The sequence below is a fragment of the Pseudomonas sp. P5_B3 genome (assembly GCF_056400405.1).
In genome coordinates this window covers 134,979-161,942 of record NZ_JBFULI010000008.1, presented here as the reverse complement: position 1 = coordinate 161,942, position 26,964 = coordinate 134,979, and the positions used below count along the sequence as shown (strand labels likewise).

General features: G+C 59.3%; 19 protein-coding genes, 4 tRNA genes, 1 pseudogene and 1 riboswitch. Of the genes and pseudogenes, 15 read left to right on the top strand and 9 right to left on the bottom strand.

Going from position 1 to position 26,964, the window contains the following annotated elements; genetic code table 11:
• Positions 1 to 175 (top strand): annotated as a pseudogene (locus AC1DRN_RS07965) (6,7-dimethyl-8-ribityllumazine synthase); the annotation flags it as partial.
• Positions 176 to 291: 116 nt separating this feature from the next.
• On the opposite strand, the gene AC1DRN_RS07960 reads toward AC1DRN_RS07965, so the two are convergent.
• A complete protein-coding gene (locus tag AC1DRN_RS07960; RefSeq protein WP_457266309.1) occupies positions 292 to 801 on the bottom strand; it encodes a 6,7-dimethyl-8-ribityllumazine synthase in 510 nt (169 codons plus the stop codon).
• Between the two features lie 103 nt (positions 802 to 904).
• A riboswitch (FMN riboswitch) is annotated at positions 905 to 1,075 on the bottom strand.
• A 196-nt stretch (positions 1,076 to 1,271) separates the two neighbouring features.
• Between AC1DRN_RS07960 and ltaE the strand changes: the two genes are divergently transcribed.
• From ltaE to AC1DRN_RS07925, 7 genes are all read left to right on the top strand, one after another.
• A complete protein-coding gene (gene ltaE, locus AC1DRN_RS07955) occupies positions 1,272 to 2,276 on the top strand; it encodes a low-specificity L-threonine aldolase (RefSeq protein WP_223459291.1) in 1,005 nt (334 codons plus the stop codon).
• Positions 2,277 to 2,422: 146 nt separating this feature from the next.
• A complete protein-coding gene (gene alaS / locus AC1DRN_RS07950; RefSeq protein WP_477786664.1) occupies positions 2,423 to 5,044 on the top strand; it encodes an alanine--tRNA ligase in 2,622 nt (873 codons plus the stop codon).
• Between the two features lie 91 nt (positions 5,045 to 5,135).
• Positions 5,136 to 6,377: an aspartate kinase gene (locus AC1DRN_RS07945; RefSeq protein ID WP_007971040.1), complete on the top strand. Its 1,242-nt coding sequence runs from the start codon at positions 5,136 to 5,138 to the stop codon at positions 6,375 to 6,377.
• A gap of 188 nt (positions 6,378 to 6,565) precedes the next feature.
• Complete coding sequence (gene csrA, locus AC1DRN_RS07940; RefSeq protein WP_002554426.1) at positions 6,566 to 6,754, top strand: carbon storage regulator CsrA; 189 nt, start codon at positions 6,566 to 6,568, stop codon at positions 6,752 to 6,754.
• Between the two features lie 62 nt (positions 6,755 to 6,816).
• A tRNA-Ser gene (locus AC1DRN_RS07935) sits at positions 6,817 to 6,907 on the top strand.
• Between the two features lie 107 nt (positions 6,908 to 7,014).
• Positions 7,015 to 7,091 (top strand) — tRNA-Arg (locus AC1DRN_RS07930).
• A 72-nt stretch (positions 7,092 to 7,163) separates the two neighbouring features.
• Positions 7,164 to 7,240 (top strand) — tRNA-Arg (locus AC1DRN_RS07925).
• A 19-nt stretch (positions 7,241 to 7,259) separates the two neighbouring features.
• Here the strand turns inward: AC1DRN_RS07925 and AC1DRN_RS07920 are convergent.
• Positions 7,260 to 7,778 carry a cell envelope protein SmpA gene (locus AC1DRN_RS07920; RefSeq protein WP_223459286.1) on the bottom strand — a complete coding sequence of 173 codons (519 nt, stop codon included), beginning with the start codon at positions 7,776 to 7,778 and terminating at the stop codon, positions 7,260 to 7,262.
• Between the two features lie 588 nt (positions 7,779 to 8,366).
• Here AC1DRN_RS07920 and mgtE point away from each other — a divergent pair.
• On the top strand, positions 8,367 to 9,809 hold the full coding sequence (gene mgtE, locus AC1DRN_RS07915; protein WP_223459284.1) for a magnesium transporter: 1,443 nt from the start codon (positions 8,367 to 8,369) through the stop codon (positions 9,807 to 9,809).
• 100 nt (positions 9,810 to 9,909) lie between these two features.
• On the opposite strand, the gene AC1DRN_RS07910 is transcribed toward mgtE, so the two are convergent.
• The 3 genes from AC1DRN_RS07910 to AC1DRN_RS07900 form a co-directional block, all read right to left on the bottom strand.
• Positions 9,910 to 10,236 carry an Arc family DNA-binding protein gene (locus tag AC1DRN_RS07910; RefSeq protein ID WP_028620557.1) on the bottom strand — a complete coding sequence of 109 codons (327 nt, stop codon included), beginning with the start codon at positions 10,234 to 10,236 and terminating at the stop codon, positions 9,910 to 9,912.
• 411 nt (positions 10,237 to 10,647) lie between these two features.
• Positions 10,648 to 10,827 (bottom strand): PA3371 family protein, encoded by a 180-nt coding sequence (locus AC1DRN_RS07905; RefSeq protein ID WP_223459281.1) that lies wholly within the window; start codon positions 10,825 to 10,827, stop codon positions 10,648 to 10,650.
• A gap of 23 nt (positions 10,828 to 10,850) precedes the next feature.
• Positions 10,851 to 11,084 (bottom strand): hypothetical protein, encoded by a 234-nt coding sequence (locus AC1DRN_RS07900; RefSeq protein WP_223459279.1) that lies wholly within the window; start codon positions 11,082 to 11,084, stop codon positions 10,851 to 10,853.
• Between the two features lie 290 nt (positions 11,085 to 11,374).
• Here AC1DRN_RS07900 and AC1DRN_RS07895 point away from each other — a divergent pair.
• Both AC1DRN_RS07895 and AC1DRN_RS07890 read left to right on the top strand, forming a co-directional pair.
• Positions 11,375 to 11,451: transfer RNA gene (locus tag AC1DRN_RS07895), tRNA-Arg, on the top strand.
• Positions 11,452 to 11,717: 266 nt separating this feature from the next.
• The gene (locus tag AC1DRN_RS07890; RefSeq protein WP_477786663.1) at positions 11,718 to 18,158 is read left to right on the top strand and encodes a DUF5801 repeats-in-toxin domain-containing protein; all 6,441 of its coding nucleotides are present in this window, start codon (positions 11,718 to 11,720) and stop codon (positions 18,156 to 18,158) included.
• Positions 18,159 to 18,443: 285 nt separating this feature from the next.
• On the opposite strand, the gene AC1DRN_RS07885 is transcribed toward AC1DRN_RS07890, so the two are convergent.
• On the bottom strand, positions 18,444 to 19,160 hold the full coding sequence (locus AC1DRN_RS07885) for a response regulator transcription factor (protein ID WP_457266169.1): 717 nt from the start codon (positions 19,158 to 19,160) through the stop codon (positions 18,444 to 18,446).
• A gap of 875 nt (positions 19,161 to 20,035) precedes the next feature.
• On the opposite strand from AC1DRN_RS07885, the gene AC1DRN_RS07880 reads away from it, so the two are divergent.
• The 4 genes from AC1DRN_RS07880 (at position 20,036) to AC1DRN_RS07865 (ending at position 25,204) form a co-directional block, all read left to right on the top strand.
• Entirely contained in the window at positions 20,036 to 21,640 is a 1,605-nt protein-coding gene (locus AC1DRN_RS07880) for a tetratricopeptide repeat-containing response regulator (protein WP_223459782.1), read from the top strand.
• The gene (locus AC1DRN_RS07875) at positions 21,637 to 22,329 is read left to right on the top strand and encodes a sensor histidine kinase (protein ID WP_223459780.1); all 693 of its coding nucleotides are present in this window, start codon (positions 21,637 to 21,639) and stop codon (positions 22,327 to 22,329) included. The genes AC1DRN_RS07880 and AC1DRN_RS07875 overlap by 4 nt, the downstream gene beginning before the upstream one ends.
• A gap of 201 nt (positions 22,330 to 22,530) precedes the next feature.
• Entirely contained in the window at positions 22,531 to 23,775 is a 1,245-nt protein-coding gene (locus AC1DRN_RS07870; protein WP_223459800.1) for a glutamine synthetase family protein, read from the top strand.
• 70 nt (positions 23,776 to 23,845) lie between these two features.
• The gene (locus AC1DRN_RS07865; protein WP_223459778.1) at positions 23,846 to 25,204 is read left to right on the top strand and encodes an MFS transporter; all 1,359 of its coding nucleotides are present in this window, start codon (positions 23,846 to 23,848) and stop codon (positions 25,202 to 25,204) included.
• Positions 25,205 to 25,267: 63 nt separating this feature from the next.
• On the opposite strand, the gene AC1DRN_RS07860 is transcribed toward AC1DRN_RS07865, so the two are convergent.
• The 3 genes from AC1DRN_RS07860 to flgM all read right to left on the bottom strand — a co-directional run bounded on the left by AC1DRN_RS07860 (position 25,268) and on the right by flgM (position 26,949).
• Entirely contained in the window at positions 25,268 to 26,014 is a 747-nt protein-coding gene (locus AC1DRN_RS07860; RefSeq protein WP_223459776.1) for a flagellar brake protein, read from the bottom strand.
• Between the two features lie 92 nt (positions 26,015 to 26,106).
• A complete protein-coding gene (locus tag AC1DRN_RS07855) occupies positions 26,107 to 26,574 on the bottom strand; it encodes a flagella synthesis protein FlgN (RefSeq protein WP_223459774.1) in 468 nt (155 codons plus the stop codon).
• A 48-nt stretch (positions 26,575 to 26,622) separates the two neighbouring features.
• Positions 26,623 to 26,949, bottom strand: coding sequence for a flagellar biosynthesis anti-sigma factor FlgM (flgM, locus tag AC1DRN_RS07850; RefSeq protein WP_223459771.1), 327 nt, complete (start codon positions 26,947 to 26,949; stop codon positions 26,623 to 26,625).
• Positions 26,950 to 26,964 lie beyond the last annotated feature (15 nt).

Below are 26,964 nucleotides of genomic sequence, written 5' to 3'. Positions count from 1 at the left end.
GCCGGTGTTCTCGGTGTCCCTGACCCCGCACCACTTCCATGCCGGCGAAGAGCACCAGAAGTTCTTCTTCGAGCATTTCCTGCATAAAGGCCAGGAAGCGGCGAAGACCTGTGCGGATACGTTGCTGAAGATCCGTTCGCTGCGTCGCACCGAGCCGCGTGCGCTAGCCGTATAATCACCGCAAAACCTGTAGGAGCGAGCCTGCTCGCGATGGCGGACTGTCAGTCGACATTTATGCTGACTGATACACCGCTATCGCGAGCAGGCTCGCTCCTACAGGTTTTGCGGTGATTATACGGCTAGCGCACGCGGCTCGGTGCGACGCAGCGAACGGATCTTCAGCAACGTATCCGCACAGGTCTTCGCCGCTTCCTGGCCTTTATGCAGGAAATGCTCGAAGAAGAACTTCTGGTGCTCTTCGCCGGCATGGAAGTGGTGCGGGGTCAGGGACACCGAGAACACCGGCACTTCGGTTTCCAGCTGAACCTGCATCAGGCCGCTGACCACCGACTGGGCGACGAACTCGTGACGGTAGATCCCGCCGTCCACCACCAGGGCTGCCGCGACGATGCCGGCATAACGACCGGTCTTGGCCAGCAACTTGGCGTGCAGGGGCATTTCAAAGGCACCGCCGACTTCGAAGAAATCGATGTCGGATTCCTGATAACCCTGGGCAATCATTTCGGCGACGAAGCCTTTGCGGCTCTGATCGACAATATCCTTGTGCCAGCAGGCCTGGATGAACGCAACGCGCTCGCCGTGGTGGTGTTTGCTTTTGCTGTCTATTGCGGTGGGTTGCATGTTCTGACTCCTGTTTGTGTGAAAAACAGGGCGTTATGAATCGAAGGGGATCTGAGGGTACGCACGCTCGCATGAATGCCGGCGGACGGCCCTTTGCAGTCAATCCCGTTCTCTCTTCATCCGGACTATGACCGTCGGCCCCGGGATCACACCGGGTCTGCTGACCTTGCTGCCAGGCACTGCCGAAGCCGTGCTGTCACCAAGCGCTCGCGGGCTATGCGCATTGCGCGCAATTACCGCCGGTGGGGAGTTGCACCCCGCCCTGAGAACGTTTTTGCCGCTGGAAAGTTTGGCGGCGCAGCGTTTTTAACACATATTTGCGGTATGCGCATGGCCCCTTTTGGATGATTGTTATCGACTTTTCCGTTGGTTTAATTGGCCTTTTCCTGCGCAAGGGTTGATTAATCGTCGCCATGCCCGCAGTAATTCTTTCCTGAAAGGGATTTCCCCTGCTTACCGAGGCCGGATTCATGAGCGTTATCGATCTTCGCAGCGACACCGTCACCCAACCTTCCACCGGCATGCTCGACGCGATGGCCAGTGCGGCCACCGGTGACGACGTGTATGGCGAAGATCCGACGGTCAATCGCCTGGAAGCTGAGCTGGCCCAACGCCTGGGCTTCGCCGCAGCGCTGTTCGTGCCAACCGGCACCATGAGCAATCTGCTGGGTTTGATGGCCCACTGCGAACGCGGTGACGAGTACATCGTCGGCCAGCAGGCTCACACCTATAAGTACGAAGGTGGCGGCGCGGCGGTGCTCGGTTCGATCCAGCCGCAACCGCTGGAAGTGCAGGCCGACGGTTCGCTGGACCTGGCCCACGTCGCCGCAGCGATCAAACCGGACGACTTCCACTTTGCGCGTACCCGCTTGCTGGCGCTGGAAAACACCATGCAGGGCAAGGTCCTGCCGCTGGAGTACCTGGCCCGGGCGCGCAGTTTTACCCGCGAAAACGGTTTGCAGCTGCATCTGGATGGGGCTCGCCTGTACAACGCTGCGGTCAAGCTGGGTGTCGATGCCCGGGAAATCACCCAGTATTTCGATTCCGTCTCGGTGTGCCTGTCCAAAGGGCTGGGCGCCCCGGTCGGTTCGGTGCTGTGCGGCTCGGCCGAGCTGATCGGCAAGGCCCGGCGCCTGCGCAAGATGGTCGGTGGCGGCATGCGTCAGGCCGGGATTCTGGCGGCGGCAGGCCTGTACGCGCTGGATCACAACGTTCAGCGCCTGGCCGATGACCACGCCAACGCGCAATACCTGGCCGAAGGCCTGCGGGCGGCGGGCTTCGAAGTCGAACCGGTGCAAACCAACATGGTTTACGTGCAGATGGGCGACAAGGCCGAGGCCATCAAGGCCTTTTGTGCCGAGCGCGGGATCAAGCTCAGTGCCGCCGCGCGTCTGCGCATGGTCACGCACATGGACGTCAGCCGTGGGCAAATCGAGCAAGTCGTCGCGACATTCGTCGACTTTTCTGGCAAGTGACGGCGTTAACCGTCTAAATGAGTGTTTGCAACGTACAAACACACTGTACCTAGTCACTAACGCCGATATAATGCGGCCCTTTGCCGTCGCTTCGTCTGTTGACGTTTCGAACAGGCCTTTGGCCGCAGCCTCCGTGGAAGAACCTAATGAAAAGCGCAGAAATCCGTGAAGCCTTCCTTCGCTTCTTCGAAGAGCAAGGCCACACCCGTGTAGCCTCCAGCTCTTTGATTCCGGGCAACGACCCAACCCTGCTGTTCACTAACGCGGGGATGAACCAGTTCAAGGACTGCTTCCTGGGCCAGGAAAAGCGCGCGTACACCCGCGCCGTCAGCAGCCAGAAATGCGTGCGCGCCGGCGGCAAGCACAACGACCTGGAAAACGTCGGTTATACCGCCCGTCACCACACCTTCTTCGAAATGCTGGGTAACTTCAGTTTCGGCGATTACTTCAAGCGTGATGCCATCACCTACGCCTGGAACTTCCTGACGTCCGACAAGTGGTTGAACCTGCCGAAGGAAAAGCTCTGGGTCACCGTCTACGCCAGCGATGACGAGGCGTACGACATCTGGACCAAGGAAATCGGGGTTCCAGCCGAGCGCATGGTGCGCATCGGCGATAACAAGGGCGCGCCATACGCCTCCGACAACTTCTGGACCATGGGCGATACCGGCCCGTGCGGTCCTTGCACCGAGATTTTCTACGATCACGGCGCCGACATCTGGGGCGGCCCACCGGGCTCGCCGGAAGAAGACGGCGACCGTTACATCGAGATCTGGAACAACGTGTTCATGCAGTTCAACCGCACCGCCGATGGCGTGTTGCACCCGCTGCCAGCGCCGTCGGTCGACACCGGCATGGGCCTGGAGCGGATCAGTGCCGTGCTGCAGCACGTTCACTCGAACTATGAAATCGACCTGTTCCAGAGCCTGCTGAGCGCTTCGGCCAAGGCCATCGGCTGCACCAACGACGCCCAGGCTTCGCTGAAAGTGGTGGCTGACCACATCCGTTCCTGCGGCTTCCTGATCGCCGACGGCGTGCTGCMGTCCAACGAAGGCCGTGGCTACGTGCTGCGCCGGATCATCCGTCGCGCCTGCCGTCACGGTAACAAACTGGGTGCCAAGGGCAGCTTCTTCTACCAGATCGTCGCGGCCCTGGTCGCCGAGATGGGCGAAGCTTTCCCGGAGCTGAAATCCCAGCAGGCGCACATTGAACGCGTGCTGAAGGCCGAAGAAGAGCAATTCGCCAAGACCCTGGAGCAGGGCCTGAAAATCCTCGAGCAGGATCTGGCTGAACTCAAGGGCGACGTGGTGCCCGGCGACGTAGTGTTCAAACTCTACGACACCTACGGTTTCCCGATGGACCTGACCGGCGACATCGCTCGCGAGCGCAGCCTGACCATCGACGAAGCAGGTTTCGAACGTGAGATGGAAGCCCAGCGCGTCCGTGCCCGTTCCGCCAGTTCCTTCGGCATGGACTACAACAGCCTGGTCAAGGTGGACGTGGCCACCGAGTTCACCGGTTACATCGCTCACAGCGGTTCCGCCAAAATCGTTGCGCTGTATAAAGATGGCCAGCCAGTCGACGTATTGAGCGAAGGCGATGAGGGCGTGATCGTTCTCGACAAGACGCCGTTCTATGCTGAGTCCGGTGGCCAGATCGGTGATTGCGGTTACCTGCAGGCGGGCAGTGCGCGTTTCGACGTGCGTGACACCACCAAGACCGGCGGTGCGTTCCTGCACCACGGTATCCTGGATTCGGGTAGCCTGATCGTCGGTGCGCCGGTCGAGACCCACGTTGACGCCGAGGTGCGTCACGCCACGTCGTTGAACCACTCGGCGACTCACCTGCTGCACGCTGCATTGCGCCAGGTGCTGGGCGATCACGTTCAACAGAAAGGCTCGTTGGTCGACAGTCAGCGCCTGCGTTTTGACTTCAGCCACTTCGAAGCCATCAAGCCTGAACAGTTGAAGGCGCTGGAAGACATCGTCAATGCCGAGATTCGCAAGAACTCTGCCGTTGAAACCGAAGAAACCGACATCGAAACCGCCAAGCAAAAAGGCGCCATGGCGCTGTTCGGCGAGAAGTACGGCGACAGTGTGCGCGTGCTGAGCATGGGCGATTTTTCCGTCGAGCTGTGCGGCGGTATCCACGCCAACCGTACCGGCGACATCGGCCTGCTGAAAATCATCAGCGAAGGCGGTGTGGCATCGGGTGTGCGTCGTATCGAAGCCGTCACCGGTGCGCAAGCGCTGGCCTACTTGAACGCGGCGGAAGAACAACTCAAGGAAGCGGCCAGCCTGGTCAAGGGCAGCCGCGACAACCTGATCGACAAGCTGTCGGCTGTGCTGGAGCGCAACCGTCTGCTGGAGAAGCAACTCGAGCAGTTGCAGGCCAAGGCTGCCAGTGCCGCGGGCGACGATCTGTCGGCCCAGGCGCTGGACGTCAAGGACGTGAAAGTGCTGGCCGTGCGTCTGGACGGTCAGGATGGCAAGGCGCTGCTGGCGCTGGTCGATCAACTGAAAAACAAACTCGGCCGCGCAGTGATCCTGCTCGGCAGTGTCCATGAGGAAAAGGTCGTTCTGGTTGCAGGCGTAACCAAAGACCTGACTGGCCAACTCAAAGCCGGTGATTTGATGAAGCAAGCCGCTGCGGCAGTGGGCGGGAAGGGCGGTGGTCGTCCAGACATGGCGCAAGGCGGCGGTACCGACGCTGGCGCACTGGATGCGGCACTGGCCCTGACCGTTCCGTTTGTAGAGCAGGGTCTATAAGGCAGTGCTTGCGGCCCGTAGTCTAGTGGTGGGCCGCAACGCTGTTTGAGTGATTATTTGGGCGCCCTTCATGGGCAGAGGCGGCTTTGAAATGGCTTTGATCGTACAGAAATTTGGAGGCACCTCGGTCGGCACCGTCGAGAGAATCGAGCAGGTCGCCGACAAGGTTAAGAAATTCCGCGATGCCGGCGATGACCTGGTGGTTGTGCTGTCTGCAATGAGCGGCGAAACCAACCGTCTGATCGATCTGGCCAAGCAAATCAGTGGCGACGGCCAACCGGTTCCGCGCGAGCTGGACGTGATCGTCTCCACCGGTGAGCAGGTGACGATTGCCCTGTTGGCCATGGCGCTGATCAAGCGTGGCGTGCCGGCGGTGTCGTACACCGGCAACCAGGTGCGGATCCTGACGGATAGCGCGCACAATAAAGCGCGTATCCTGCAGATTGATGACCAGAAGATTCGCGGTGACCTGAAGGCAGGTCGTGTGGTGGTTGTCGCCGGTTTCCAGGGCGTCGACGAGCACGGCAACATCACCACCCTCGGTCGTGGCGGTTCCGACACCACCGGCGTGGCGTTGGCGGCAGCCCTGAAGGCTGACGAATGCCAGATCTACACCGACGTCGACGGCGTCTACACCACCGACCCGCGTGTGGTGTCCGTGGCTCAGCGCCTGGACAAGATCACCTTCGAAGAGATGCTGGAAATGGCCAGCCTCGGTTCCAAGGTGTTGCAGATCCGCGCGGTCGAGTTCGCCGGCAAGTACAACGTTCCGCTGCGCGTACTGCACAGCTTCAAGGAGGGTCCGGGCACCCTCATTACTATTGATGAAGAGGAAACCATGGAACAGCCGATCATTTCCGGTATCGCTTTCAACCGCGATGAAGCCAAGCTGACCATCCGTGGCGTGCCAGACATCCCGGGCGTTGCCTTCAAGATTCTCGGCCCGATCAGTGCCGCGAACATCGAAGTCGACATGATCGTGCAGAACGTCGCGCACGATAACACCACCGACTTCACCTTCACCGTGCACCGCAACGACTACCAGGCAGCGCAAGCCGTGCTGGAAAAGACCGCTGGCGAGCTGGGTGCCCGTGAAGTCGTGGGCGACACCAAGATCGCCAAGGTGTCGATCGTCGGCGTTGGCATGCGTTCTCACGCAGGCGTGGCCAGCCGCATGTTCGAATCCCTGGCCAAGGAAAGCATCAACATCCAGATGATCTCGACTTCGGAAATCAAAGTCTCCGTAGTGATCGAAGAGAAGTACCTGGAACTGGCTGTGCGCGCTCTGCACACGGCTTTCGAACTGGACGCACCGGCCCGCCAGGGCGAGTGATGCGTTTGCCAAAAGGCGCGGTCTGACCGCGCCTTTTGTTTTTTTGAATGGCGTGACCCCCGAGGCTGTTCTTTTGCTCGCGCTAGTCAATACTCAGGCATGTAGGGCTGCGACCGCTCCGGTTGTGGGTCGAGTGCCTTTTTTTTGCAGACTGTTGTCCCTGAAATGTAATGCGTGAGGAGAAAGGTATGCTGATTCTGACTCGTCGGTGCGCAGAAAGCCTGATTATCGGTGATGGCGAAATCACCGTGACCGTGCTCGGCGTAAAAGGAAATCAAGTGCGCATCGGTGTTAATGCCCCCAAAGAGGTGGCGGTTCACCGGGAGGAAATTTACCTGCGTATCAAGAAAGAGAAGGACGAAGAACCAAGCCATTAATTTTTATCGTTTTTTATGTTTGCAAACGGGGAAGAAGCTGGTTAATATACGCCCCGTGTTGCGGAGAGCTGGCCGAGTGGCCGAAGGCGCTCCCCTGCTAAGGGAGTACACCTCAAAAGGGTGTCGGGGGTTCGAATCCCCCGTTCTCCGCCATTATTTGCGTAGTACGTTGTAATCTGGCTTCTTCGGTAAGTTGTTGAAATTACTAGAAAAAGTGCTTGACATAGAGATTAGACGGCCTATAATGCGCGGCAACAAATGCACTCGTAGCTCAGCTGGATAGAGTACTCGGCTACGAACCGAGCGGTCACAGGTTCGAATCCTGTCGAGTGCACCATTTAAGAGTTAGTTGCAGTAATGCAAGTAACTTGGCTTCAGCCAGTTGTGGTCTGGTCTAAAAACACAAAATGCACTCGTAGCTCAGCTGGATAGAGTACTCGGCTACGAACCGAGCGGTCACAGGTTCGAATCCTGTCGAGTGCACCATACAACAGAAAGCCCGCATTTAATGCGGGCTTTTTGCCGTCCGGGATTTGGCTTTTCCTTTCGTGCATCCTCTCTCGTCGAACTCCACGTTTGCGCTGCGACCCCTCCGGGTGTCGTAACGGTAGCTCGTGGCTGAATTGCGAATATTGATCTTGTCCGGCTTGCCGAGGGCGCTTTCGACGTCTTGCTGGCTCATGCCGGCAACCACTCGCCGATTGATGATCGCTTCGCGGCGCTCCCTGGCACTGATCAGGTTTCCACACTTGTCCTGCGCCTGACCGACTACGGTCGGCTCTTTCCTTTTGATTTTCATTCCTGGTGTTTCACGGGGTTCGGCTTGCGGCATAAGCATCATCGCGCTGCCGGGTGTAAAGGCGCGGACGTCCTGAAGTGAAACGCTTTCTCCCGTGGCACAGCTCAGCGTGGTGAAGGTAATGCGCCCATTGGCCGCCTCGCAGCGGTGAACGGTGGTGGCGAGCGCCTGGGGCAGGGGGCCGAGCAGGGTGAGCAGTAAAAAGAACTGTGCAATTGATGGCATCAGGCGTCCTCCATGACGTTCCTTTTCAAGGGGGCGTTCTCAATTAGTTTCCCCGCCGCGTTGTCGCCTTAAAGCTGGCCAGGCAAGGCGTAGGCCGCTGGGAATGGTTGTTCCCTTTCCAAGGCCTGCAACGCAGCCTGGCCAGCTTTAAGGCACAACCCGAAGGGCCGGGCCTGCTGTTGTGCAGGGCTGTGTTGCTCGAAGCTGATTTGGAATGACCAAACTGCGCTTCTCGCGCCTTGCCCTGCACAACAGCAGACCCGGCGCGGTAGGGAAACTAATTGAGAACGCCCCCTAGGGTAGTGGCTACAATTTTCGAGGGGTGGTGTGTTTTCTTTTCAGAATGCGTCGTCGCATTTTCATGAATCAGGAGATGCTCAGGTTTGTTGTGCAAGCGCTTGTTTCAGACGAGATTTTTTAACGTTTAAAACCGTCAGGCGGTGTATCATTGCGCCCGTCAGCCCCGCCGGGGCTTGTGGAATACCTCCATGGACTTACCCAGTAGTTACTCAGTACCCCGTTTTACCAATCATGAATTGACTGATTGATCCTTCCGGCGTGCCCCGCTGCTGGGAGTGGAGTTCGCCTATGTCCGATGTTGAAGTAAAGAAAACGCAGGAAAGCTTGCAGGATCGCCTGGCTCAGGTGGTTGAGTTGTTGCAGCGCCAGCGAGTGGTAGAAGACCTGACTCACCGCCAGGAAGGCCCGCATCATGACCGGGTCGAGAACCTGGTCCACCGGCAGAACCTCGTCGAGTTGCAGCGCAAGCTCGATGACCTGCACTCCGCCGACGTCGCCTACATCCTTGAAGCCTTGCCGCTGGACGATCGTCTGACGCTCTGGCAGCTGGTCAAGGCCGATCGCGACGGCGACATCCTTCTTGAAGTATCCGATTCGGTTCGTGAAACCCTGATCGCCGACATGGACGATCACGAGCTCCTGGCAGCCGCCAAGGACATGGATGCCGACGAACTCGCTGACCTGGCTTCCGAGCTGCCGCGAGACGTCGTCCATGAGCTCATGGAGACCCTCGACCAGCAACAACGCGAGCGCGTGCGTTCGGCACTGTCCTATGACGAGGAGCAGGTCGGTGCGCTGATGGACTTCGAGATGGTGACCATCCGCGAGGATGTCAGCCTCGAAGTGGTCTTGCGTTATCTGCGCCGTCTCAAGGAGTTGCCAGGCCATACCGACAAGCTGTTCGTGGTCGACTACGACGGCGTCCTCAAGGGCGTATTGCCGATCAAGCGTTTGCTGGTCAACGATCCGGACAAACAGGTTTCCGAGGTGATGGCCAGCGATCCGGTGAGTTTTCACCCGGATGAAGACGCTTACGATGCCGCCCAGGCGTTCGAGCGTTACGACTTGATCTCCGCGCCCGTGGTCGACAAGAACGGCAAGCTGATCGGCCGTCTGACCATCGATGAAATGGTCGACCTGATCCGTGAAGAGAGCGAAAGCGAAGTTCTCAACATGGCGGGTCTGCGTGAAGAAGAAGACATTTTTGCGTCGGTCTGGAAATCCCTGCGTAACCGTTGGGCCTGGCTGGCGATCAACCTGATTACCGCGTTCGTGGCATCACGGGTCATCGGTTTGTTTGAAGGTTCGATCGAGAAGCTCGTGGCGCTTGCGGCGTTGATGCCGATCGTGGCGGGGATCGGTGGTAACTCGGGTAACCAGACCATCACCATGATTGTTCGGGCCATGGCGCTGGACCAGGTGAGCACCGGCAATACCTCGCGCCTGATGCGCAAGGAATTGGCCGTCGCGTTGATCAACGGCGTGATCTGGGGCGGGGTGATTGGTGTGGTTGCCTACCTGCTCTATGGCAGTTGGTCATTGGGCGTGGTGATGACTGCCGCGATGACGCTCAACTTGCTGCTGGCGGCGTTGATGGGGGTCTTGATCCCGATGACCCTGGCGAAGATGGGGCGTGACCCTGCGATGGGTGCCAGTGTGATGATTACGGCCATGACCGACAGCGGAGGCTTTTTCATCTTCCTGGGGCTTGCGACAATCTTCCTGCTCTAAAGTCCGTTTCACTAAAACCCGCCGTCAGGCGGGTTTTTTGTGCCCGGATTTCGGGCAAAAAAAAGCCAGCGATCAGGCTGGCTTGAGCTTTCTGGCGGAATCAGGACGCGTCAGCGGCCAATTCAGCATCATGAGCGATCAGTGAAACCAGGGCGTTCTGCTGGCGGTGGGAGAGTTGGCGGAAGCGCTGCAGCAGCTCCCGTTCGTGCAAGGAAAGCTCCGGGCTGTCCAGGCGCATGCTCAGCTCTTCTCCCAGTGCACCTTCCTGAATAAGACTTTGCTCAAGGCGCGCAATGATTTCGGAGTTCATGCTGCGATGATGATTGCGAGCCACCTCGGCAATGCGTTCACGCATTCCGTCTGGCAGACGTACGACGAACTTGTCAGCCGTACGGCTGGAATAAATTGCCTGTTTCAATGGGCGCATATATTTAACCGGTTAGTTCAGGGGAGCGGTTTTCGGGATTGGCCGCAGGATGTCTGGTAGGACAAGCGCTCTGACCAAATGTTCAACCTGAATTGATAGAGGCGCGCATCATGCCTCAAGCAAGCCAGATCCTTGGCGTCAATTCTGTGACAAATATTGAACTGTATAAAGGCGTTCTGCCAGCACCAATTATCAGAAATGCGAATTAGTTTGAAAAGTTCGACCGGACCGTATCGTTCAGCGCGCCTGCACCCGACGAAAGATTTCTGACGGGTCGCAAAGGCGGACTCGATCACTGCTCCTTGCCTTTACAGGATAGTGGCAAATGGCCGATTTACTAGGGCGAGTCGTATGGAGGGGGTGAATTCAGGATGGATGGCAGGCCTTTGCGCCGGATCTGCCATACCTGGATTAACGCAGGACCGGATCAAACTTGATCTTGCGTCCGGCAATCAGTGCGAGCACGAACAGAGCGCTGAATACACCACAGGCAATCAGGGGGAGGGTGACGACCATGTCCTGGGTCAATGACAGATGAAAAATGCCGCTCAACAAGGCGAGGATAAAAAAGCTCACGGCTGATTTGGACATGCTGTGCTCCTGGTGAGGGTCATTCAAAATACCAAGCGCTCGGCAGACGGAGCCGGTACCAGAATGGTTTCCTGGCTGACTTCCTGACTGACAAAGCCGTGCTGGCTGCTCATCACGGCCAACTGCGGCGCTTTCTGCAGTTGAAGGTAATGTGGCATTCGCTGGGCAATCTGCGTAGCACCGCTCTCGTGGGTAAAATGAAAACCCGGCAAAACCGTCAGAGCGATTGCACTCGAGAGTAAAAGGGCGCTGTTCATGAGGCGGCCTCCGTTGTTCTGTGAGAACAGCTGAAGCAGCTCGCATGCCAGAGTCTATCGACAATTAAATTCTTTAAAAACAAAGAATTAGGATATTTTTGCGAACACCGGGTCTTGCATTTTGCAATGATGGCTTTTTGCAGTAATGCAATTTGCAGGGTAAACAAGTCCGCGCCTGGCCGAGGCGTCTGCCTACACTTAAAAAGCCCAACGGACGACATGACAAAAGCCGGCCCGGCCGTTAACATGCACGCCGTCCATCGCGCCGCGTTTCTTCGCGGCCGACTTGTGTCCCAGTAGCTCAATTGGATAGAGCATCCCCCTCCTAAGGGGAAGGCTGGCAGTTCGAACCTGCCCTGGGACACCATATTTCGCAGCTCCCCCCTGTTTCAACGCTTCATTTTCACGACCTGTAGATAAAGTTCGACAAATTCTTGCGCCCGGGATTTAACGAATCCATCAACCCTACCTTCGCGACTTTCCTTCTCCCCTCCCAAGTAGTCTGAAACTCCCATCCCGCCTGGGAGTATCGGCCGATGTGCATCCTCCGGTGCTTGTTCATAGTTGTGACCAATAGATCAGAAAATGGTCCAAGGTCGACCCCCGATGACTGGACCCGCTCAGGAGAAAGTCATGACTATGCGCAAGAAAACCTCATCGCCAACGAATGACCTGGCCAATAACGTCGGTGACCATCCTTCACCCGTCAACCACGACTGGACTTTTACCTACATTCCGACCGTCACCACCGACCTTAAAGACTACGCACCCGGCAGCACCGCCATCATCACGGCCAGCGGTTTCGCCGCCGGCAGCACCGTGACGCTCGAAGTGGACCACGCCGTCGGTGCCGGCGCGGATGGTGTGTGGGGTACGTCCGACGACGTACTCAATACCAATATGGGCGCGGGGCACGAGCCCTGGTCCGTGACCGACGGCGGTGCCGGCGATCTCGACGGCCAGGTCAACGGCAGCGTCACCACCTCGTGGTACGTGAATCCCGACGACTCGGCAGGCGCGACGTTTCTGCTCACCGCGAGCTCTGCCGGCGCCGACGGTGTGGTCGGCACCGGTGACGACGCCGTGGCGACAATGTCGTTTACGGACAGTGTTTTGAGCGTCGTGGCGACCGGCGAGGACGTTACGCTGGACGAAACGGCCGGGTTGCAGAACGGCACAGCCACTCCAGGCCCTGTGGGAGACGCTGACGACAACGACATTCTGGTGGCGTCCCTGCCCACGACCTTCGCTAACCGTTTGACCGGGCTTGGGGCAGGCACCGCAACGGGGGCGGCCTTGAGCGGCTATACCGGTGCCGTGGGCAACACGGGCAGCAATGCGTTCACCATCACCTCTGCACCCGGAGCAAGCATTACCGATGTCAGCTTCGTGGGCAGCACTGGAGTACCGCTCAATGGCGTGGTCAGCGGGCTGTTTACCCTCGACGGCACCAGCATCCTTCTCTATACGGATACGAACAACAACATCGTTCTGGGCCGAGCCGGGAGCGCAAGCGGCGCGATCGTGTTCGCAGCCTTTATAGAAGAAACCGGATCGCCGGTCACGGGCGGCAAGATCTGGACCGTGGAGTACCAACCGCTCCGGCATACAGATGCTACGAACGCCGATGATTCGCTCAATCTGCTGAATAAGGTTTTCATCGGAGCCAGCCAGGACCTGGAGTTCAGTCTGGCCAATGCGCCCTCGGGTCAGAACCTCTTTCTGATGTTTACGACGGCGACCCCGACCGTTGTCAACGACGGTGGTGTATTGCGGATCACGGACCCCACCATCATCGCCACCGGCAAGAACCCTGCAGACCAGTCAAGCGGCGCCAATATCACGACTGGCGACACGATCAATACCAGCCAGGCGGGTGGCCCCACCACCTTCGGCACCAACAATCAGATGATTACGGAACAGGAGGGTATCCGTTTTTCGTTCGTCACGGGTGCCAGGCAGAATGTGACCATTCCCAATCTGGATCAGAACGAAGCCGATGTTGAATCTAACGTCGACTTTACCAACGTGTTCAATGCTAAATCGGCCAGTTTCGACGTCGTGCAGTTGCAAGGCGGCAAGAGTGCCATGGTAAGAGTCAGCGCATTCAGCACCGCTGCTGAGCCTGGCGTGAATTTCATCAACGGATATGCGGGTGATACGTCGGTTGCAATCACCAATATTCGCGTCATCAACAAAAGCACCGGGCAGGTGCTCGAGAACTCAGACGGATCGGTGAATAGCCCGAGCATTGTCATCAGTACTGTTGGCGGGGTTGCAACCATCACCGGCGTTTTGGCCGGCTACCAGATTCAATACACCACAACGTCGGATCACAACCGCGTACTCGTCGAGAACGGGGCGGCCGTCGACGCCAAGGGTACTGACCACGCCGATTTTGATATCGGTGGCTTCAAGTTGGTCCAGGCCTCTATTACAAAAACCGAAATCGGCTCCAAGATCATCTTCGACGACGACGGGCCAAGCATCAGCACCACGGGTGTGGAGCCAACGCTGACGGTGGACGAGACAGTACTGGCGACCAACGCCACCCAGAGCTTTGCCGCCAACTTCAACTCGGCGTTTGGCGTTGATGGTGCGGGTACGTTGACCTATGCGCTGAACGTGGTGGCCGGAGCCTCCGGGCTGATCGACACGGCCACGGGCGACGCGGTGAACCTGTCGCTCAATGGCGCCGTGGTCGAAGGCCGCACGGCCACGGGCAATCTGCTGGTGTTCACGGTCAGCGTGGCGGCCAATGGCAGCGTCACGCTCGACCAGAGCCGTGCCGTGGTGCATGCCAACACAGCCAATCCTGATGACTCGACGAGCCTGACCTCGGACAACCTGGTGACACTGACCGCAACCAAGACCGACAGGGACGGCGACAGCGCCCAGGCGACGCTGAACATCGGGCAGAACCTGGTGTTCAAGGACGATGGRCCAAGCATCAGCAGCACCGGGGTGGAACCGACGCTGACCGTGGATGAGACGCTATTGGCGACCGACGCCAGCCAGAGCTTTGCCGCCAACTTCAATCCGGCGTTTGGCGCCGATGGTGCCGGCACCCTGACCTATGCGCTGGGCGTGGTGGCCGGAGCCTCCGGGCTGACCGACACGGCCACGGGCGAGGCGGTGAACCTGTCGCTCAACGGCACGGTGGTGGAGGGGCATACGGCCCTCACCAACCTGCTGGTGTTCACGGTTAGCGTGGCCGCCAATGGCAGCGTCACGCTGGATCAGGTCCGGGCGGTGGTGCATGCCAACGCCAGCAATCCGGATGATTCGACGAGTTTGACCTCGGACAATCTGGTGACGCTGACGGCGACCATGACCGACAAAGACGGCGACAGCGCCCAGGCGACGCTGAACATCGGGCAGAACCTGGTGTTCAAGGACGACGGACCAAGCATCAGCACCACTGGCACGGAGCCGACGCTGACCGTGGACGAAACGCTACTGACCACCAATGATACCCAGAGCTTTGCCGCCAACTTCAATCCGGCGTTTGGCGCCGATGGTGCCGGCACGCTGACCTATACGCTGGGCGTGGTAGCCGGAGCCTCCGGGTTGACTGACACGGAGACGGGCCAGGCGGTGAACCTGTCGCTCAATGGCGCAGTGGTCGAAGGCCGCACGGCCACGGGCAACCTGCTGGTGTTCACCGTCAGCGTGGCGGCCAATGGCAGCGTCACGCTGGACCAGAGCCGCGCCGTGGTACATGCCAACGCCAGCAATCCGGATGATTTGACGAGTTTGACCTTGGACAACCTGGTGACGCTGACGGCGACCATGACCGACAAAGACGGCGACAGCGCCCAGGCGACGCTGAACATCGGGCAGAACCTGGTGTTCAAGGACGACGGACCAAGCATCAGCAGCACCGGCACGGAGCCGACGCTGACCGTGGACGAAACGCTACTGACCACCAACGATACCCAGAGCTTTGCCGCCAACTTCAATCCGGCGTTTGGCGCCGATGGAGCCGGCACCCTGACCTACGCACTGGGCATGGTGGCGGGGGCCTCCGGGCTGATCGACACGGCCACGGGCGACGTGGTGAACCTGTCGCTCAACGGCACTGTGGTGGAAGGCCGCACGGCCACGGACAACCTGCTGGTGTTCACGGTCAGCGTCGTTGCCAATGGCAGCGTCACGCTGGACCAGAGCCGGGCGGTGGTGCATGCCAACGCCAGCAATCCGGATGACTCGACAACTCTGACCTCGGACAACCTGGTGACGCTGACCGCGACCATGACCGACAAGGACGGCGACAGCGCCCAGGCGACCCTCAATATCGGGCAGAACCTGGTGTTCAAGGACGACGGTCCGAGCATCAGCACCACCGGCACGGAGCCGACGCTGACCGTGGACGAAACGCTACTGACCGCCAACGATACCCAGAGCTTTGCCGCCAACTTCAATTCGGCGTTTGGCGCTGATGGGGCCGGCACGCTGACCTATGCGCTGGGCGTGGTGGCCGGAGCCTCCGGGCTGATCGACACGGCCACGGGYGASGCGGTGAACCTGTCGCTCAACGGCACAGTGGTCGAAGGCCGCACGGCCACAGACAACCTGCTGGTGTTCACGGTCAGCGTGGCGGCCAACGGCAGTGTCACGCTCGACCAGAGCCGCGCCGTGGTGCATGCCAACGCCAGCAATCCGGATGATTCGACGACTCTGACCTCGGACAATCTGGTGACACTGACGGCGACCATGACCGACGGGGATGGCGACAGCGCCCAGGCAACGCTGAACATCGGGCAGAACCTGGTGTTCAAGGACGACGGACCGAGCATCACTACCATTGGGGTGGAGCCGACGCTGACAGTGGACGAGACGCTACTGGCGACCAACGATACCCAGAGTTTTGCCGCCAACTTCAATCCGGCGTTTGGCGCCGATGGGGCCGGCACCCTGACCTATGCGCTGGGCGTGGTGGCGGGGGCCTCCGGGCTGACCGACACGGCTTCGGGTGAGGCGGTGAACCTGTCGCTCAACGGTGCAGTGGTGGAAGGCCGCACGGCCCTCAGTAGCCTGCTGGTGTTCACGGTCAGCGTGGCTGCCAATGGCAGCGTCACGCTGGACCAGAGCCGCGCCGTGGTACATGCCAACGCCAGCAATCCGGATGACTCGACAACTCTGACCACGGACAACCTGGTGACGCTGACCGCGACCATGACCGACAAGGACGGCGACAGCGCCCAGGCGACGCTGAACATCGGGCAGAACCTGGTGTTCAAGGACGACGGACCAAGCATCAGCACCACCGGCGTGGAACCGACGCTGACCGTGGACGAGACGGTACTGACCACCAACGATACCCAGAGCTTTGCCGCCAACTTCAACTCGGCGTTTGGCGCCGATGGAGCGGGGGCGCTGACCTATGCGCTGGGCGTGGGGGCGGGGGCTTCCGGATTGACGGACACGGCCTCGGGCGACGCGGTGAACCTGTCGCTCAATGGCTCCGTGGTCGAAGGCCGCACGGCCACGGGCAACCTGCTGGTGTTCACGGTCAGCGTGGCCGCCAACGGCAGCGTCACACTCGACCAGAGCCGGGCGGTGGTGCATGCCAACGCCACCAATCCGGATGATTCGACGACTCTGACCTCGGACAACCTGGTAACGCTGACGGCGATCAAGACCGACGGGGACGGCGACAGCGCCCAGGCGACCCTGAACATCGGGCAGAACCTGGTGTTCAAGGACGACGGGCCGGCGCTCAGTTTCGGCAACCTGATCGGGACCGGTAGCGTCCTTGCGCAATCCGGGTTCTGGAATATGGCGGCGGGAGCCGACGGGCTGGGTGCGGCCGGTCTGGATATCTCGCTGGTCAATGACCAGTTCACTCTCATCAGGCCAGACAACACGACCACGACCGGGACCGGCACGCTCCACGAGCTGGCGTCATCACCGGATGCCAATGGTGCGTACCAATTCGCAGGAACCTTGACCGGTGATTTCGACAACAACGCCGCAACGGCGAATACCACCGTCGACTATACGCTGAGTGCCTATGCCGATGGCCGCTATGCACTGGATCTGGTGCAGGGCTTCAGTTCGACGATCGTGCACAGCAGTGCCAACGGCTCGCTCGATCCCGGCGGTCCGGATTCGGTGCACACATTGTTGATCCCTCAGACGAATGACCCGACTATTCCTTCGGCGTCCGAGGAGATCGTGTTCTTTTCCGCGAAGGCGCTGGCGTCGACTGCGGACATCCTGACTGGCATCGGGCTCGGAGCACCCGACCCCACCGAAGCCGCGCTACAAACCAACCCGCTGCCGTCGTACATCGACCCGGCGTCCATGTTCGTCAGCACGGCCGGCATCGGCGTCGGCAATAACGTTTTCCAGGGAGATAACCTGGCGGCAATCAGCGCCGCCGATGAAAGTTTTGTCATCAACCCAGAGAGCCTGCTGACGGGCATGAAGGTCTTTATCGACAACTCCGTGGCGGGTTACAACACGGCGACCGAAGACCTGTACTACAGGATCTACTATGCGGATGGCACGCATTCGAACCTCGTCGAGGTGAACACCCTGACTCCGGAAGCTGGCGGGCAGGTGTCCTTCCTCATTGCGAAGGAGGGTACGCAACTGATCGACGCTGTTCAGCTGACGATGGGCCGGGGCGATGTCAAGATCCCGGTGATCCAGTTCATTCAGCAGAGTGAGAGCCTGGCCAGCGATGTCCAGCTGGCATTCAGCGCGACGCTGACGGACAAGGATGGGGACTCGGCGACAAGTACGTTTGACGCCAACCTGTTCGCCAACGACCCGGGCAATGCACTCTTCGACTTCACGCTGGTTGGCACCGGCGGTGAGCGAGATGCCTTCAACGTCGATTTGTCAGTCAATCAGAACCGCTACCAGGTCACCGGCTTCGATGTGGGGGCGGGCGTGCAAGACAAGCTGGTGCTCAACGGCGACCCGAACGCCGTTGTCCAATCGATCAACAACACTGGCGCGGACAGCGTCGTGACGGTTGCCGAGACTGGCGGACAAACAACGACCATCACCTTGGTCGGGGTCGATGTTCAGAATACCGACATCTTTTTTGGCAGCGCCTGAGGTATTGCGCGTGTGAAAGGATGTGAGGGTGGCCCAGGAAACCACCCTCGCATTTTTCTGCAGTTCCAATGCGAGATTCGCGTGATCGCAGCCGCGGTGAACTATCGAGCAGCACAAGGCTTGAGGAGCGCGGCGGGGGAGATACAGGTCAATGCGGCAGGATGTATCGAGAGCGACATCGGCATTGCGGGGGCACCCTGTTCCAGGTCGCCGTCAAGGATGGCGACAGGGTAACGGCCTACTCCCTGAAAGTGAGGGGCAGACCGTCTTGTATCGACTTGAAATTCATTCCAGTTCCACCCAGGTGGAGGGCGGTGCTTCGTTGTGGGTGAGCCCGTGTTTGAGCGCATACATCAGCAAGTCGATGCGGTTGATGAGATCAAGCTTTTGATAGATGTTGCTGAGGTGGTTGTGCACGGTGTGCTCGCTGATCCCCAGGCGTCCGGCGATGCTCACATATTTGGCGGACGGTTCGCCCACGATGGCGCGAATCAGTTCTCTCTCGCGCAGGGTCAACCGCGCCTGTTTCGCCTGCTCTCGATTGCATTTCAAGGGGATATGCTCGGTCGCGGCATAGCCGCGAAGGCCGCCAGCCCAGGCTCTATCCATTGCGATGTCGTTATGGTGGACCTTGAGGATGGCCTGGATAATCGATTCTGTCGGGTCTTCCGCCAGCACGATGCCGTGAGCGCCAGCTTCTATCGCCTGGGCGGCGGGGACGGCTTCGTACAGGCCCTTGAGCAGCAGCACTTTCATGTCGGCGATACGGGTGAGTCCCGCGACGACATCCAGTGGATTCAGCGCATCCGGAAAGAAACTGAAAAAAATGACATTGGGCCGCAGCTGATCGGCAAGATTCAGTGCATGGGTATAAGTGGTGGCCTGGCCTGTCACTTCCATCCGGGGCTTTCTGGCATCAATCAAGTCGTGAAGGCCCTTGAGTACGAGGGGACGACAATCGATCAACATCACGCCTATTGGCTTTTCCTGGTCAGTGATCATCTTCCTGACCTCCTTGAAAAACCAACGATGGCCTCCACTCGCAGGCCTTCCCGGGTCAGCCACTTGCTCGCTGAGTCGCCGCGATTGAAGGACAGATTTGAACGCCGGGAGGCCGTGATGGTGCTTGTCCAGTCATTGGCAACCACGGGCCATGGGGCCATTTCCGTCAACAGCATCGGCAAGAGGGGCGAACGTTTCCAAAGGGCAGGTAAAGCCCGAGAGAGGAAATAAATACGAACAATGTTCAATGGATTGCACATGATGATGGACTCCCGCGCGCCTCTCAACGGAGTCTAGGTCAGCCCGGAGCGCTGCCAGCCTGCCCGTCCGTCAGTCCTCGATACAACCCGGTACGGGCAGGCCTGGGCGATGTTCTCAAAGAGGGGGGGTAACCCTCGAAAATCAAGGTATTAGACTCGCCACCGTGGGCCTGCGACGAACGTCTGATTCTGATCAAAATCGTCAATTAATCGACGAATGGCGTGCACTTAGGAACACCAATATCGACTTAGTCAATTTGTCGGCTAATTCTGCCTGGCCAGCCACCGGAATTTGCTGATGTTCATGTATTGCTGGTGTTCACGTATCAGCATTTTTTTTGTGCGTGAGGTGTCGTTTTCAGTAAGGGCTTCGCATATTCAGAATGAGCGTCGGGGAAGGTTCTCAAGGGAACGCTGTTGCTGGCCGATAACCCGGGCAGTCAGGGACTTGTTCGTCTCTTTCGGTCGGCATGGGGGGCTCATTGTCTATGAGAAGGTGTTTGATAGCCTAGTGCCACCCGTTATCATCTGCGCGCCAAAACAAGGGCTGCGAAGTTGAGTCCGTCCGTGTATTTGCCTTTGGGTTCTTCTTCTTAAATTGCCTGGAAATCTTCGATGCTGTCGTATCACCAAAAGCGTTTTCTGATCGTCGATGATTTCTCGGACTTCCGCAGTTCGGTCAGGTCGATGCTGCGCGAACTGGGCGTCAAGGAAGTGGACACTGCCGATACCGGCGAGCAGGCGCTGAAAATGTGCTCGCAGAAGGCCTACGATTTCATCCTGCAGGACTTTCATCTGGGCGACGGCAAGAAGAACGGCCAGCAGGTGCTCGAAGACCTGATGGAAGAAAAGCTGATCAGCCATGAAGCGGTGTTCGTCATGGTCACCGCCGAAACCAGCCAGGCCATGGTGCTCAGTGCGCTGGAGCACGAGCCTGATGCCTACCTGACCAAGCCGTTCAACCGTTCCAGCCTGGCCCAGCGCCTGGAGCGCCTGGAGCAGCGCAAGACCCTGCTCAAGCCGATCCTGCAGGCCCTCGACCGCGGCAAGCCGATGGAAGTGCTCAACGCCTGCATCGCCCTGTGCAAGCAAGACATCCGCTATTCGCCACTGTGCCTGCGCTATCGCGCCGATGCCCTGCGCGACCTCAATCAGAACGAAGCGCTGGAGCGCCTGTACGACGGCATTATTGCTGACCGCCCATTGCCATGGGCGTTTGCCGGGTTGGGCAAGTTGCTGTTCAAGCGCGGTCAGGTCGCGCAGGCCAAAGGCATTTACGAAAAAGCCCTGAAAGTCTTCCCGATGATGCCGTCGCTGTATGACGGCATGGCGGACGTGCTGGTCGCCGAAGGCGATACCAAGGGTGCACAGCGTGTTCTGGAGGAAGCGATTCGCCTGTCGCCGCTGGCGGTTCGCCGCCAGGCGTTGCTGGGCAAGCTGGCGATGACCAACGAGGATTTCGACACGGCGGCCAAGGCCTATCGCCAGGCTGTGAGCCAGGGTGCGCAGTCGCGGTTCAAGGATGCCGAGAGCAACCTCGGCCTGGCCCACGCCTTGATCAGCAAGGGCAGCGAAAGAGGCCTGGACACGCGGACCCGCCTGGAAATCAATACCACATTGAGCGCCGTGGCCAAGGAAAACCCTTCCGATCCGGGCCTGCAAATCCGCGCACGCCTGATGAAGGCCACCAGTCTGTTGCTCAACGATGCCGAGACGGCTGACAAGCTCACCGAGCAGGCCTTGTTGCGTCTGGATGGCATGGAGCAATTCATGAGTGCCGAAGCGGCGTTGCTGGTAGCCAAACAGCTGAAAATGCTCGGGCAGACCGAGGCCGGTACCGCGATGCTGAAAAACTGCGTGGAAATCTACGGCGACGATCCGGTGGTGATGAAGGACATCGCCAAGCAGACTGACGACCCGAGCATCCTCAACTCCGGCAACGCCGCCGCTGAACTCAACCGTCAGGGCGTGCGCGTGTACAAGACCGGCAATCTGGTGGAGGCGCGAGCGGTGTTCCGCAAAGCCCTGGCGATGCAGCCGAAGAACATCAGTATCGCCCTGAACCTGGCGCAGTCGTTGTTGCACGGCACCGATACCGGCGTTCCTTCAGCGGAGCTGGAAGAATGTCGGAGCTGCCTGAAAATGGTCGGCCTGATGCCCGACTCCGACGCGCGTTATCCGCGTTACCAGAAGCTGAAAAGCAAGGCGTTTGGCCAATGAACGACAACCAACAGGCACTGGATTTCTCCACGGTGATTGCCTCTACCGTGCACGACATGAAGAACTCGCTGGCCATGCTGATGCAGGCCCACAGCCAGTGGCTGGCGCGATTGCCGCAGGCGGCGCAACAGACACCGGAGCAGGGCGTGATCGACTTCGAGTTCGCCCACCTCAACGGCATGCTGGTGCAGTTGCTGGGGCTGTACAAGCTCGGCGTCAACCAGATGCCGTTGCAGCCGGCCTACCATGAACTGGACGACTTCATCGAAGCGCAACTGGCTTGCCATCAGGAAGTGTTCGCCAGCCGCGGCATCATGGCTACCTATGAAGTGGACCCGCTGAGCCCGTTGGGTTTCTTCGATCGTGAGTTGATCGCGTCGGTATTGGCCAACTGCATCAACAATGCCATCCGCTTTGCACGGCATGCCGTTTTGATCAGCGTCAGCGATGAAGCGGGGCAACTTGTATTGACCATCAATGACGATGGCCAGGGGTATCCGGCGCAGATGATCGAGCGCCAGGCCGATTACGTGCAGGGCATCAATCAAAGCACCGGAAGTACCGGGTTGGGCCTGTACTTTGCCGGACGAATTGCCGCGTTGCATCAGCGCAACGGCGTCGGCGGACGCACCGAAATCGGCAATGGTGGTCCGTTGGGCGGTGGGGTGTTCCGCCTTTACCTGCCCTGACTGGCAGCATATTTATCGACGCTGCTTGAAATTCCGAACACGCGGAGCCTATTTTGTACGGTCGCCGTTCGCGGCTCGCACAATAACAAGGATTGCGTCATGACGACCGTTGGCCTGAGTTCACTCGCGCAGCGATTGACGGGCATCGATGAAGTTGAGTGTGTCACGCCGGATTTGAACGGCGTTCCACGGGGCAAAGTGATGACCAGCGAGGGGTTTCTCGACGGTCGACGTTTGCAGATGGCGCGGGGCGTGCTGCTGCAATGCATCATGGGCGGATACCCGCCGGCGCGGTTTTACGGCAGCGATGATGGCGACCTGGCGCTGATTCCGGACCCGGCACAAATCCACCGCCTGCCCTGGAGCAATCCGCCGCGCGCTTTCGCCATTTGCGACGCGAATGAACTGGGCACCACCACCAGCTCCAGCCTGTCGACCCGTGGTCAGCTCAAGGCCGTGATTGCCCGTTATGCAGCCCGCGGCCTGGCGCCCGTGGTGGCGACCGAGCTTGAGTTCTTCGTTTTTGCACCCAATACCGACCCGACTCAGTCGTTCCAGCCACCGCTCGGGCTGGATGGTCGTCGCGAGAATGGTCAGTCGGCGTTCAGTGTCAGTTCCAACAATGGGCTGCGACCCTTCTTCAATGAAGTCTACGAGTGCATGGCTGCGTTGGGGCTGCCCCGCGATACGTTCATGCACGAAATGGGCATCAGCCAGTTCGAAATCAATCTGCTGCATGGCGATCCATTGCTGCTGGCCGACCAGACGTTGCTGTTCAAGCACTTGCTCAAGGAAGTTGCCCTCAAGCACGGCCTGAGCGTGGTGTGCATGGCCAAGCCGCTGGCGCATACGCCAGGCAGTTCGATGCATATTCACCAGAGTGTCGTCGAGATCGATTCGGGGCAAAACGTGTTCAGTGATAAGGCGGGGCAGGAGACGGCAACCTTCCGTCACTTCATTGCCGGCCAGCAAGTGTGCATGGCCGACTTCACTGCGTTGTTTGCGCCGAACGTGAACTCCTATCAGCGCTTGTGCCACCCTTACGCCTCACCGAATAATGCCTGTTGGTCCTATGACAACCGGGCGGCCGGCTTGCGCATACCGGCCAGTTTGCCGGTGGCCCGTCGGGTTGAGAACCGCTTGCCGGGGGCCGATGCCAATCCATACCTGGCGATTGCCGCAAGCCTGGCGGCGGGGTTGCATGGCATCGAGAACGCGTTGGAGCCGAGTGCGCCGATCCAGGGTGAGTTCGAAGTGCCGGACAATCTTTCGTTGCCCTGTACCTTGCATGCGGCACTGGAGCGTCTGAAACGTAGCCAGTTGGCCAAGGAACTGTTCGGTGCGGAATTCATCGAAGGCTACATCGCTTCGAAGACTCTGGAACTGAGCAGTTTTCATGATGAAATTACTCCCTGGGAACGGCGTGTTTTAGCAGCCCAGGCCTGACGATCCGTCGACATCCGGCTATCGTTTAGCGATAGCCGATTCTCACTGCAAGGAGCCGCGCGGAACGCCGATGCGCCAAATCTGGAAATCCTTTCGAGCACTGTATTTCGCTTCGCTGATGATGTTGATCGGCTCGGGCCTGCTGAGTACTTACCTGGGCCTGCGCCTGGCGGCCGACCATGTCGACAGCCTGTGGGTCGGTGCGTTGATGGCCGCCAACTACTTCGGCCTGGTGCTGGGGGGCAAGATCGGTCACCGGTTGATTGCCCGGGTCGGGCATATCCGGGCCTACTCGGCCTGTGCCGGAATCGTCGGTGCGGCGGTTTTGGGCCATGGCCTGATCGATTGGCTGCCGGCCTGGCTGTTCCTGCGGGTGATCGTCGGCCTTGGCATGATGTGCCAGTACATGGTGATCGAGAGCTGGTTGAACGAACAGGCCGAGGCCAAGCAGCGCGGGTTGGTGTTCAGCGGTTACATGATCGCCTCTTACCTGGGCCTGGTGATGGGGCAGCTGATTCTGGTCATGCACCCGGCGCTGGGGCTGGAGCTGCTGATGCTGGTTGCCCTGTGTTTCGCCCTGTGCCTGGTGCCCGTGGCCCTGACCCGGCGGATCCACCCTGCACCCTTGCATCCGGCGCCCATGGAGCCACGGTTCTTTATCAAGCGTGTGCCGCAGTCATTGAGTACGGTGCTGGGGGCAGGGCTGATCGTCGGTTCGTTCTATGGTCTGGCGCCGCTGTATGCTTCGCAGCAAGGTTTGTCCACGGAGCTGGTCGGTCTGTTCATGGGTAGCTGTATTTTTGCCGGGCTGCTGGTGCAGTGGCCGTTGGGCTGGTTGTCCGACCGTTACGATCGGGCCGTGTTGATCCGCAGTTTCGCATTCAGCCTGGCCCTGGCCGCACTGCCGCTGGCGATCATGCCGCAGGTGCCGTTGGAGGTTCTGTTTATCGCCGGTTTTGTCTGTTCGTTGGTGCAGTTCTGTCTGTATCCGTTGGCGGTGGCGTTTTCCAATGACCATGTTGAAGGCGATCGCCGGGTGTCCCTGACGGCAATGTTGCTGGTGACCTACGGCGTTGGCGCGAGTATCGGGCCGCTGGTGGCGGGCGTGCTGATGAAGCTGTTCGGCAGTCAGATGCTCTATGCCTTCTTCAGTTTCTTTGCATTGGTGCTGGTATGGCGGATTCGCCCGAAAGCGGTGACCAACCTGCATCAGGTCGACGACGCACCGCTGCATCACGTGGCCATGCCGGACAATATGACGAGTTCGCCACTGGTGGCCTGCCTCGACCCGCGGGTCGATGAGCAGGTGGTGCAGGAGCAGATGTGCAATCCGGTGAATCCGGAGCCGTCAGCCGAACCTGAAGACGATCAACCGCCGCAAGACCCTGACTCGGGCCGCGAGCAAAGCTTTACCGAGGCCAGGCCTTAAATTCAGTGCATAAAAAAACGGGCAGTCACCGCCAGGGACTGCCCGTTTTTTGTTGACGCTCTATCAGAGATCGTCTTTGTCGAAGCGACGCGCTTCGCGTTGCAACTGGTAGACGAAGCGTTCGACCTGACGCTGCACCAGCCCGCTCATGTTGTGGAAGCGAATGCCGGCGAAGGTGGTGGAGATCTTTTCTTCGAAGTGCAGATAACGCAACTCGACCGGCGCGGTCATCTTGCCAAAGGGCAGTTCGGCGCTGAAGCGGTCGTAAACCTGACCCAGTTGCAGGCTGCCAGTGATGTCGCCGTCGAAACGCAATTTGCAGCCGGTAGCGGAAATATCCAGCAGCTTGCCGCTGATCGGAGCCTTGAGCTTTTCGCCATCGAGGTTGACGTTGACCAGTTGTGCCAGCTTCAGTGCTGCACGGAATGCATTGCGGCGCTGGTGGTACACCACTTCATCGGGAAGGGCGCCGCGATAGCAGCGGCTGCCACCGGATTCATCGATGGTCAATCGGCCGTTGCTTTCCCAGGCAATGCGTACGCCTTCGTGGAAGCCTTCGACCCTGAACGGTTCGCCCGCCATCAGGTAACGCTCGCCATCACGGGGGATCATTTCGTCCAGGGCAATCATATTGCTGTCACGGTCCAGGTCCACCAGGTAACTCTGGAAACGCTGGCTGCGCTCGTGGAACGTAATGATCAGCGGGTCATGGCTTTCGAGCAGCTGGCGCAGGTTGCTGGAGATTTCCAAGGGCGTGGAGAGCACCTTGGGTGGCTGCGGAGCATCATCCACGGATAAGGCATTGGACACGGTTAATCAATCTCCAGACAAAATTTGACTACGGCAGGCTAGCAGTTTGCCAGTATGTTGCGCGTCTTGATAGAGCGGGGGCATTGACCGGTTCATGCCTGACTGAGCGGGCGTGGCTTGGCAAGCCTGGAGAATGTTCCGCTGGCATCGTAAAGCGCCGGGGTTTCACCGCCGGTGAGGATTTTCAGCTGGGTGGCTGTAGCGGCCTGCTGGGTGAGGATCGACTGGCCGTTGTTGGCGTTGATGGCCTGGCACTGGGCCAGGAGATCGGTCAGCACGTCACTTTGCGCCAGCAACTGGTCGCCAATGCTCGACTGGCTGGCCAGTTGCTCAAGACCGCCACGGTTGGTCGGCAGGTTGAGGCTGGCGAGAATTTCACTGCGCTTGCGGCCATGCTGTTCGAGCAACACGACCAATGCCTGTTTCTGCGCCAGGATGTCCTCGAGCAATGGCATGTCGCGGCCATGCAATGCGAGGGATTCGGTCTGCAGTAATTCCAGCAGGTGTTGCGCTGGAGCAAAGTCGTCGGTGATCAGTTGCAGTAGATTAGTGTCGTGCATGGCTGGCCTTGGGTTTTAAGCGTCCAAAAGCCTGGCGCCGGCGGTGGCCTAGCGCTGGGCTTCGAAGTTGAGCAGTTTGCTGGCTACACGGTTGCTGTCGACTTTATAGCTGCCATCGGCAATCGCTGCTTTCAACTCGGCCACGCGGGCGTTGTCGACGGCGGGTTGATCGCGCAGCTTGTCAGTGACCTTCTGCAACTGTTGAGCCTCATCGCTGAGATGTACCGATTCCCCGCTTTTGACGGTACCGGCCTGTTCGGCCGCGGACTCCAGCGGCGCGGATTTGCCGGTTTCGGCGTTTTCCTTGCTGGCGCTGGTACGTGTACTGCCCGTAAGTGACGAGGAGCTGTTCAAACGGCTGAAATCGATGACCATGATAAAAAACCTCTG

Excerpts from the sequence above, each read along its gene's own strand:
- AC1DRN_RS07960 (WP_457266309.1), bottom strand. The coding sequence starts at position 801 with ATGCAACCCACCGCAATAGACAGCAAAAGCAAACACCACCACGGCGAG.
- ltaE (WP_223459291.1), top strand. The coding sequence starts at position 1,272 with ATGAGCGTTATCGATCTTCGCAGCGACACCGTCACCCAACCTTCCACC.
- AC1DRN_RS07945 (WP_007971040.1), top strand. The coding sequence starts at position 5,136 with ATGGCTTTGATCGTACAGAAATTTGGAGGCACCTCGGTCGGCACCGTC.
- csrA (WP_002554426.1), top strand. The coding sequence starts at position 6,566 with ATGCTGATTCTGACTCGTCGGTGCGCAGAAAGCCTGATTATCGGTGAT.
- AC1DRN_RS07920 (WP_223459286.1), bottom strand. The coding sequence starts at position 7,778 with ATGCCATCAATTGCACAGTTCTTTTTACTGCTCACCCTGCTCGGCCCC.
- mgtE (WP_223459284.1), top strand. The coding sequence starts at position 8,367 with ATGTCCGATGTTGAAGTAAAGAAAACGCAGGAAAGCTTGCAGGATCGC.
- AC1DRN_RS07910 (WP_028620557.1), bottom strand. The coding sequence starts at position 10,236 with ATGCGCCCATTGAAACAGGCAATTTATTCCAGCCGTACGGCTGACAAG.
- AC1DRN_RS07905 (WP_223459281.1), bottom strand. The coding sequence starts at position 10,827 with ATGTCCAAATCAGCCGTGAGCTTTTTTATCCTCGCCTTGTTGAGCGGC.
- AC1DRN_RS07900 (WP_223459279.1), bottom strand. The coding sequence starts at position 11,084 with ATGAACAGCGCCCTTTTACTCTCGAGTGCAATCGCTCTGACGGTTTTG.
- AC1DRN_RS07885 (WP_457266169.1), bottom strand. The coding sequence starts at position 19,160 with ATGATCACTGACCAGGAAAAGCCAATAGGCGTGATGTTGATCGATTGT.
- AC1DRN_RS07880 (WP_223459782.1), top strand. The coding sequence starts at position 20,036 with ATGCTGTCGTATCACCAAAAGCGTTTTCTGATCGTCGATGATTTCTCG.
- AC1DRN_RS07875 (WP_223459780.1), top strand. The coding sequence starts at position 21,637 with ATGAACGACAACCAACAGGCACTGGATTTCTCCACGGTGATTGCCTCT.
- AC1DRN_RS07870 (WP_223459800.1), top strand. The coding sequence starts at position 22,531 with ATGACCAGCGAGGGGTTTCTCGACGGTCGACGTTTGCAGATGGCGCGG.
- AC1DRN_RS07865 (WP_223459778.1), top strand. The coding sequence starts at position 23,846 with ATGCGCCAAATCTGGAAATCCTTTCGAGCACTGTATTTCGCTTCGCTG.
- AC1DRN_RS07855 (WP_223459774.1), bottom strand. The coding sequence starts at position 26,574 with ATGCACGACACTAATCTACTGCAACTGATCACCGACGACTTTGCTCCA.
- flgM (WP_223459771.1), bottom strand. The coding sequence starts at position 26,949 with ATGGTCATCGATTTCAGCCGTTTGAACAGCTCCTCGTCACTTACGGGC.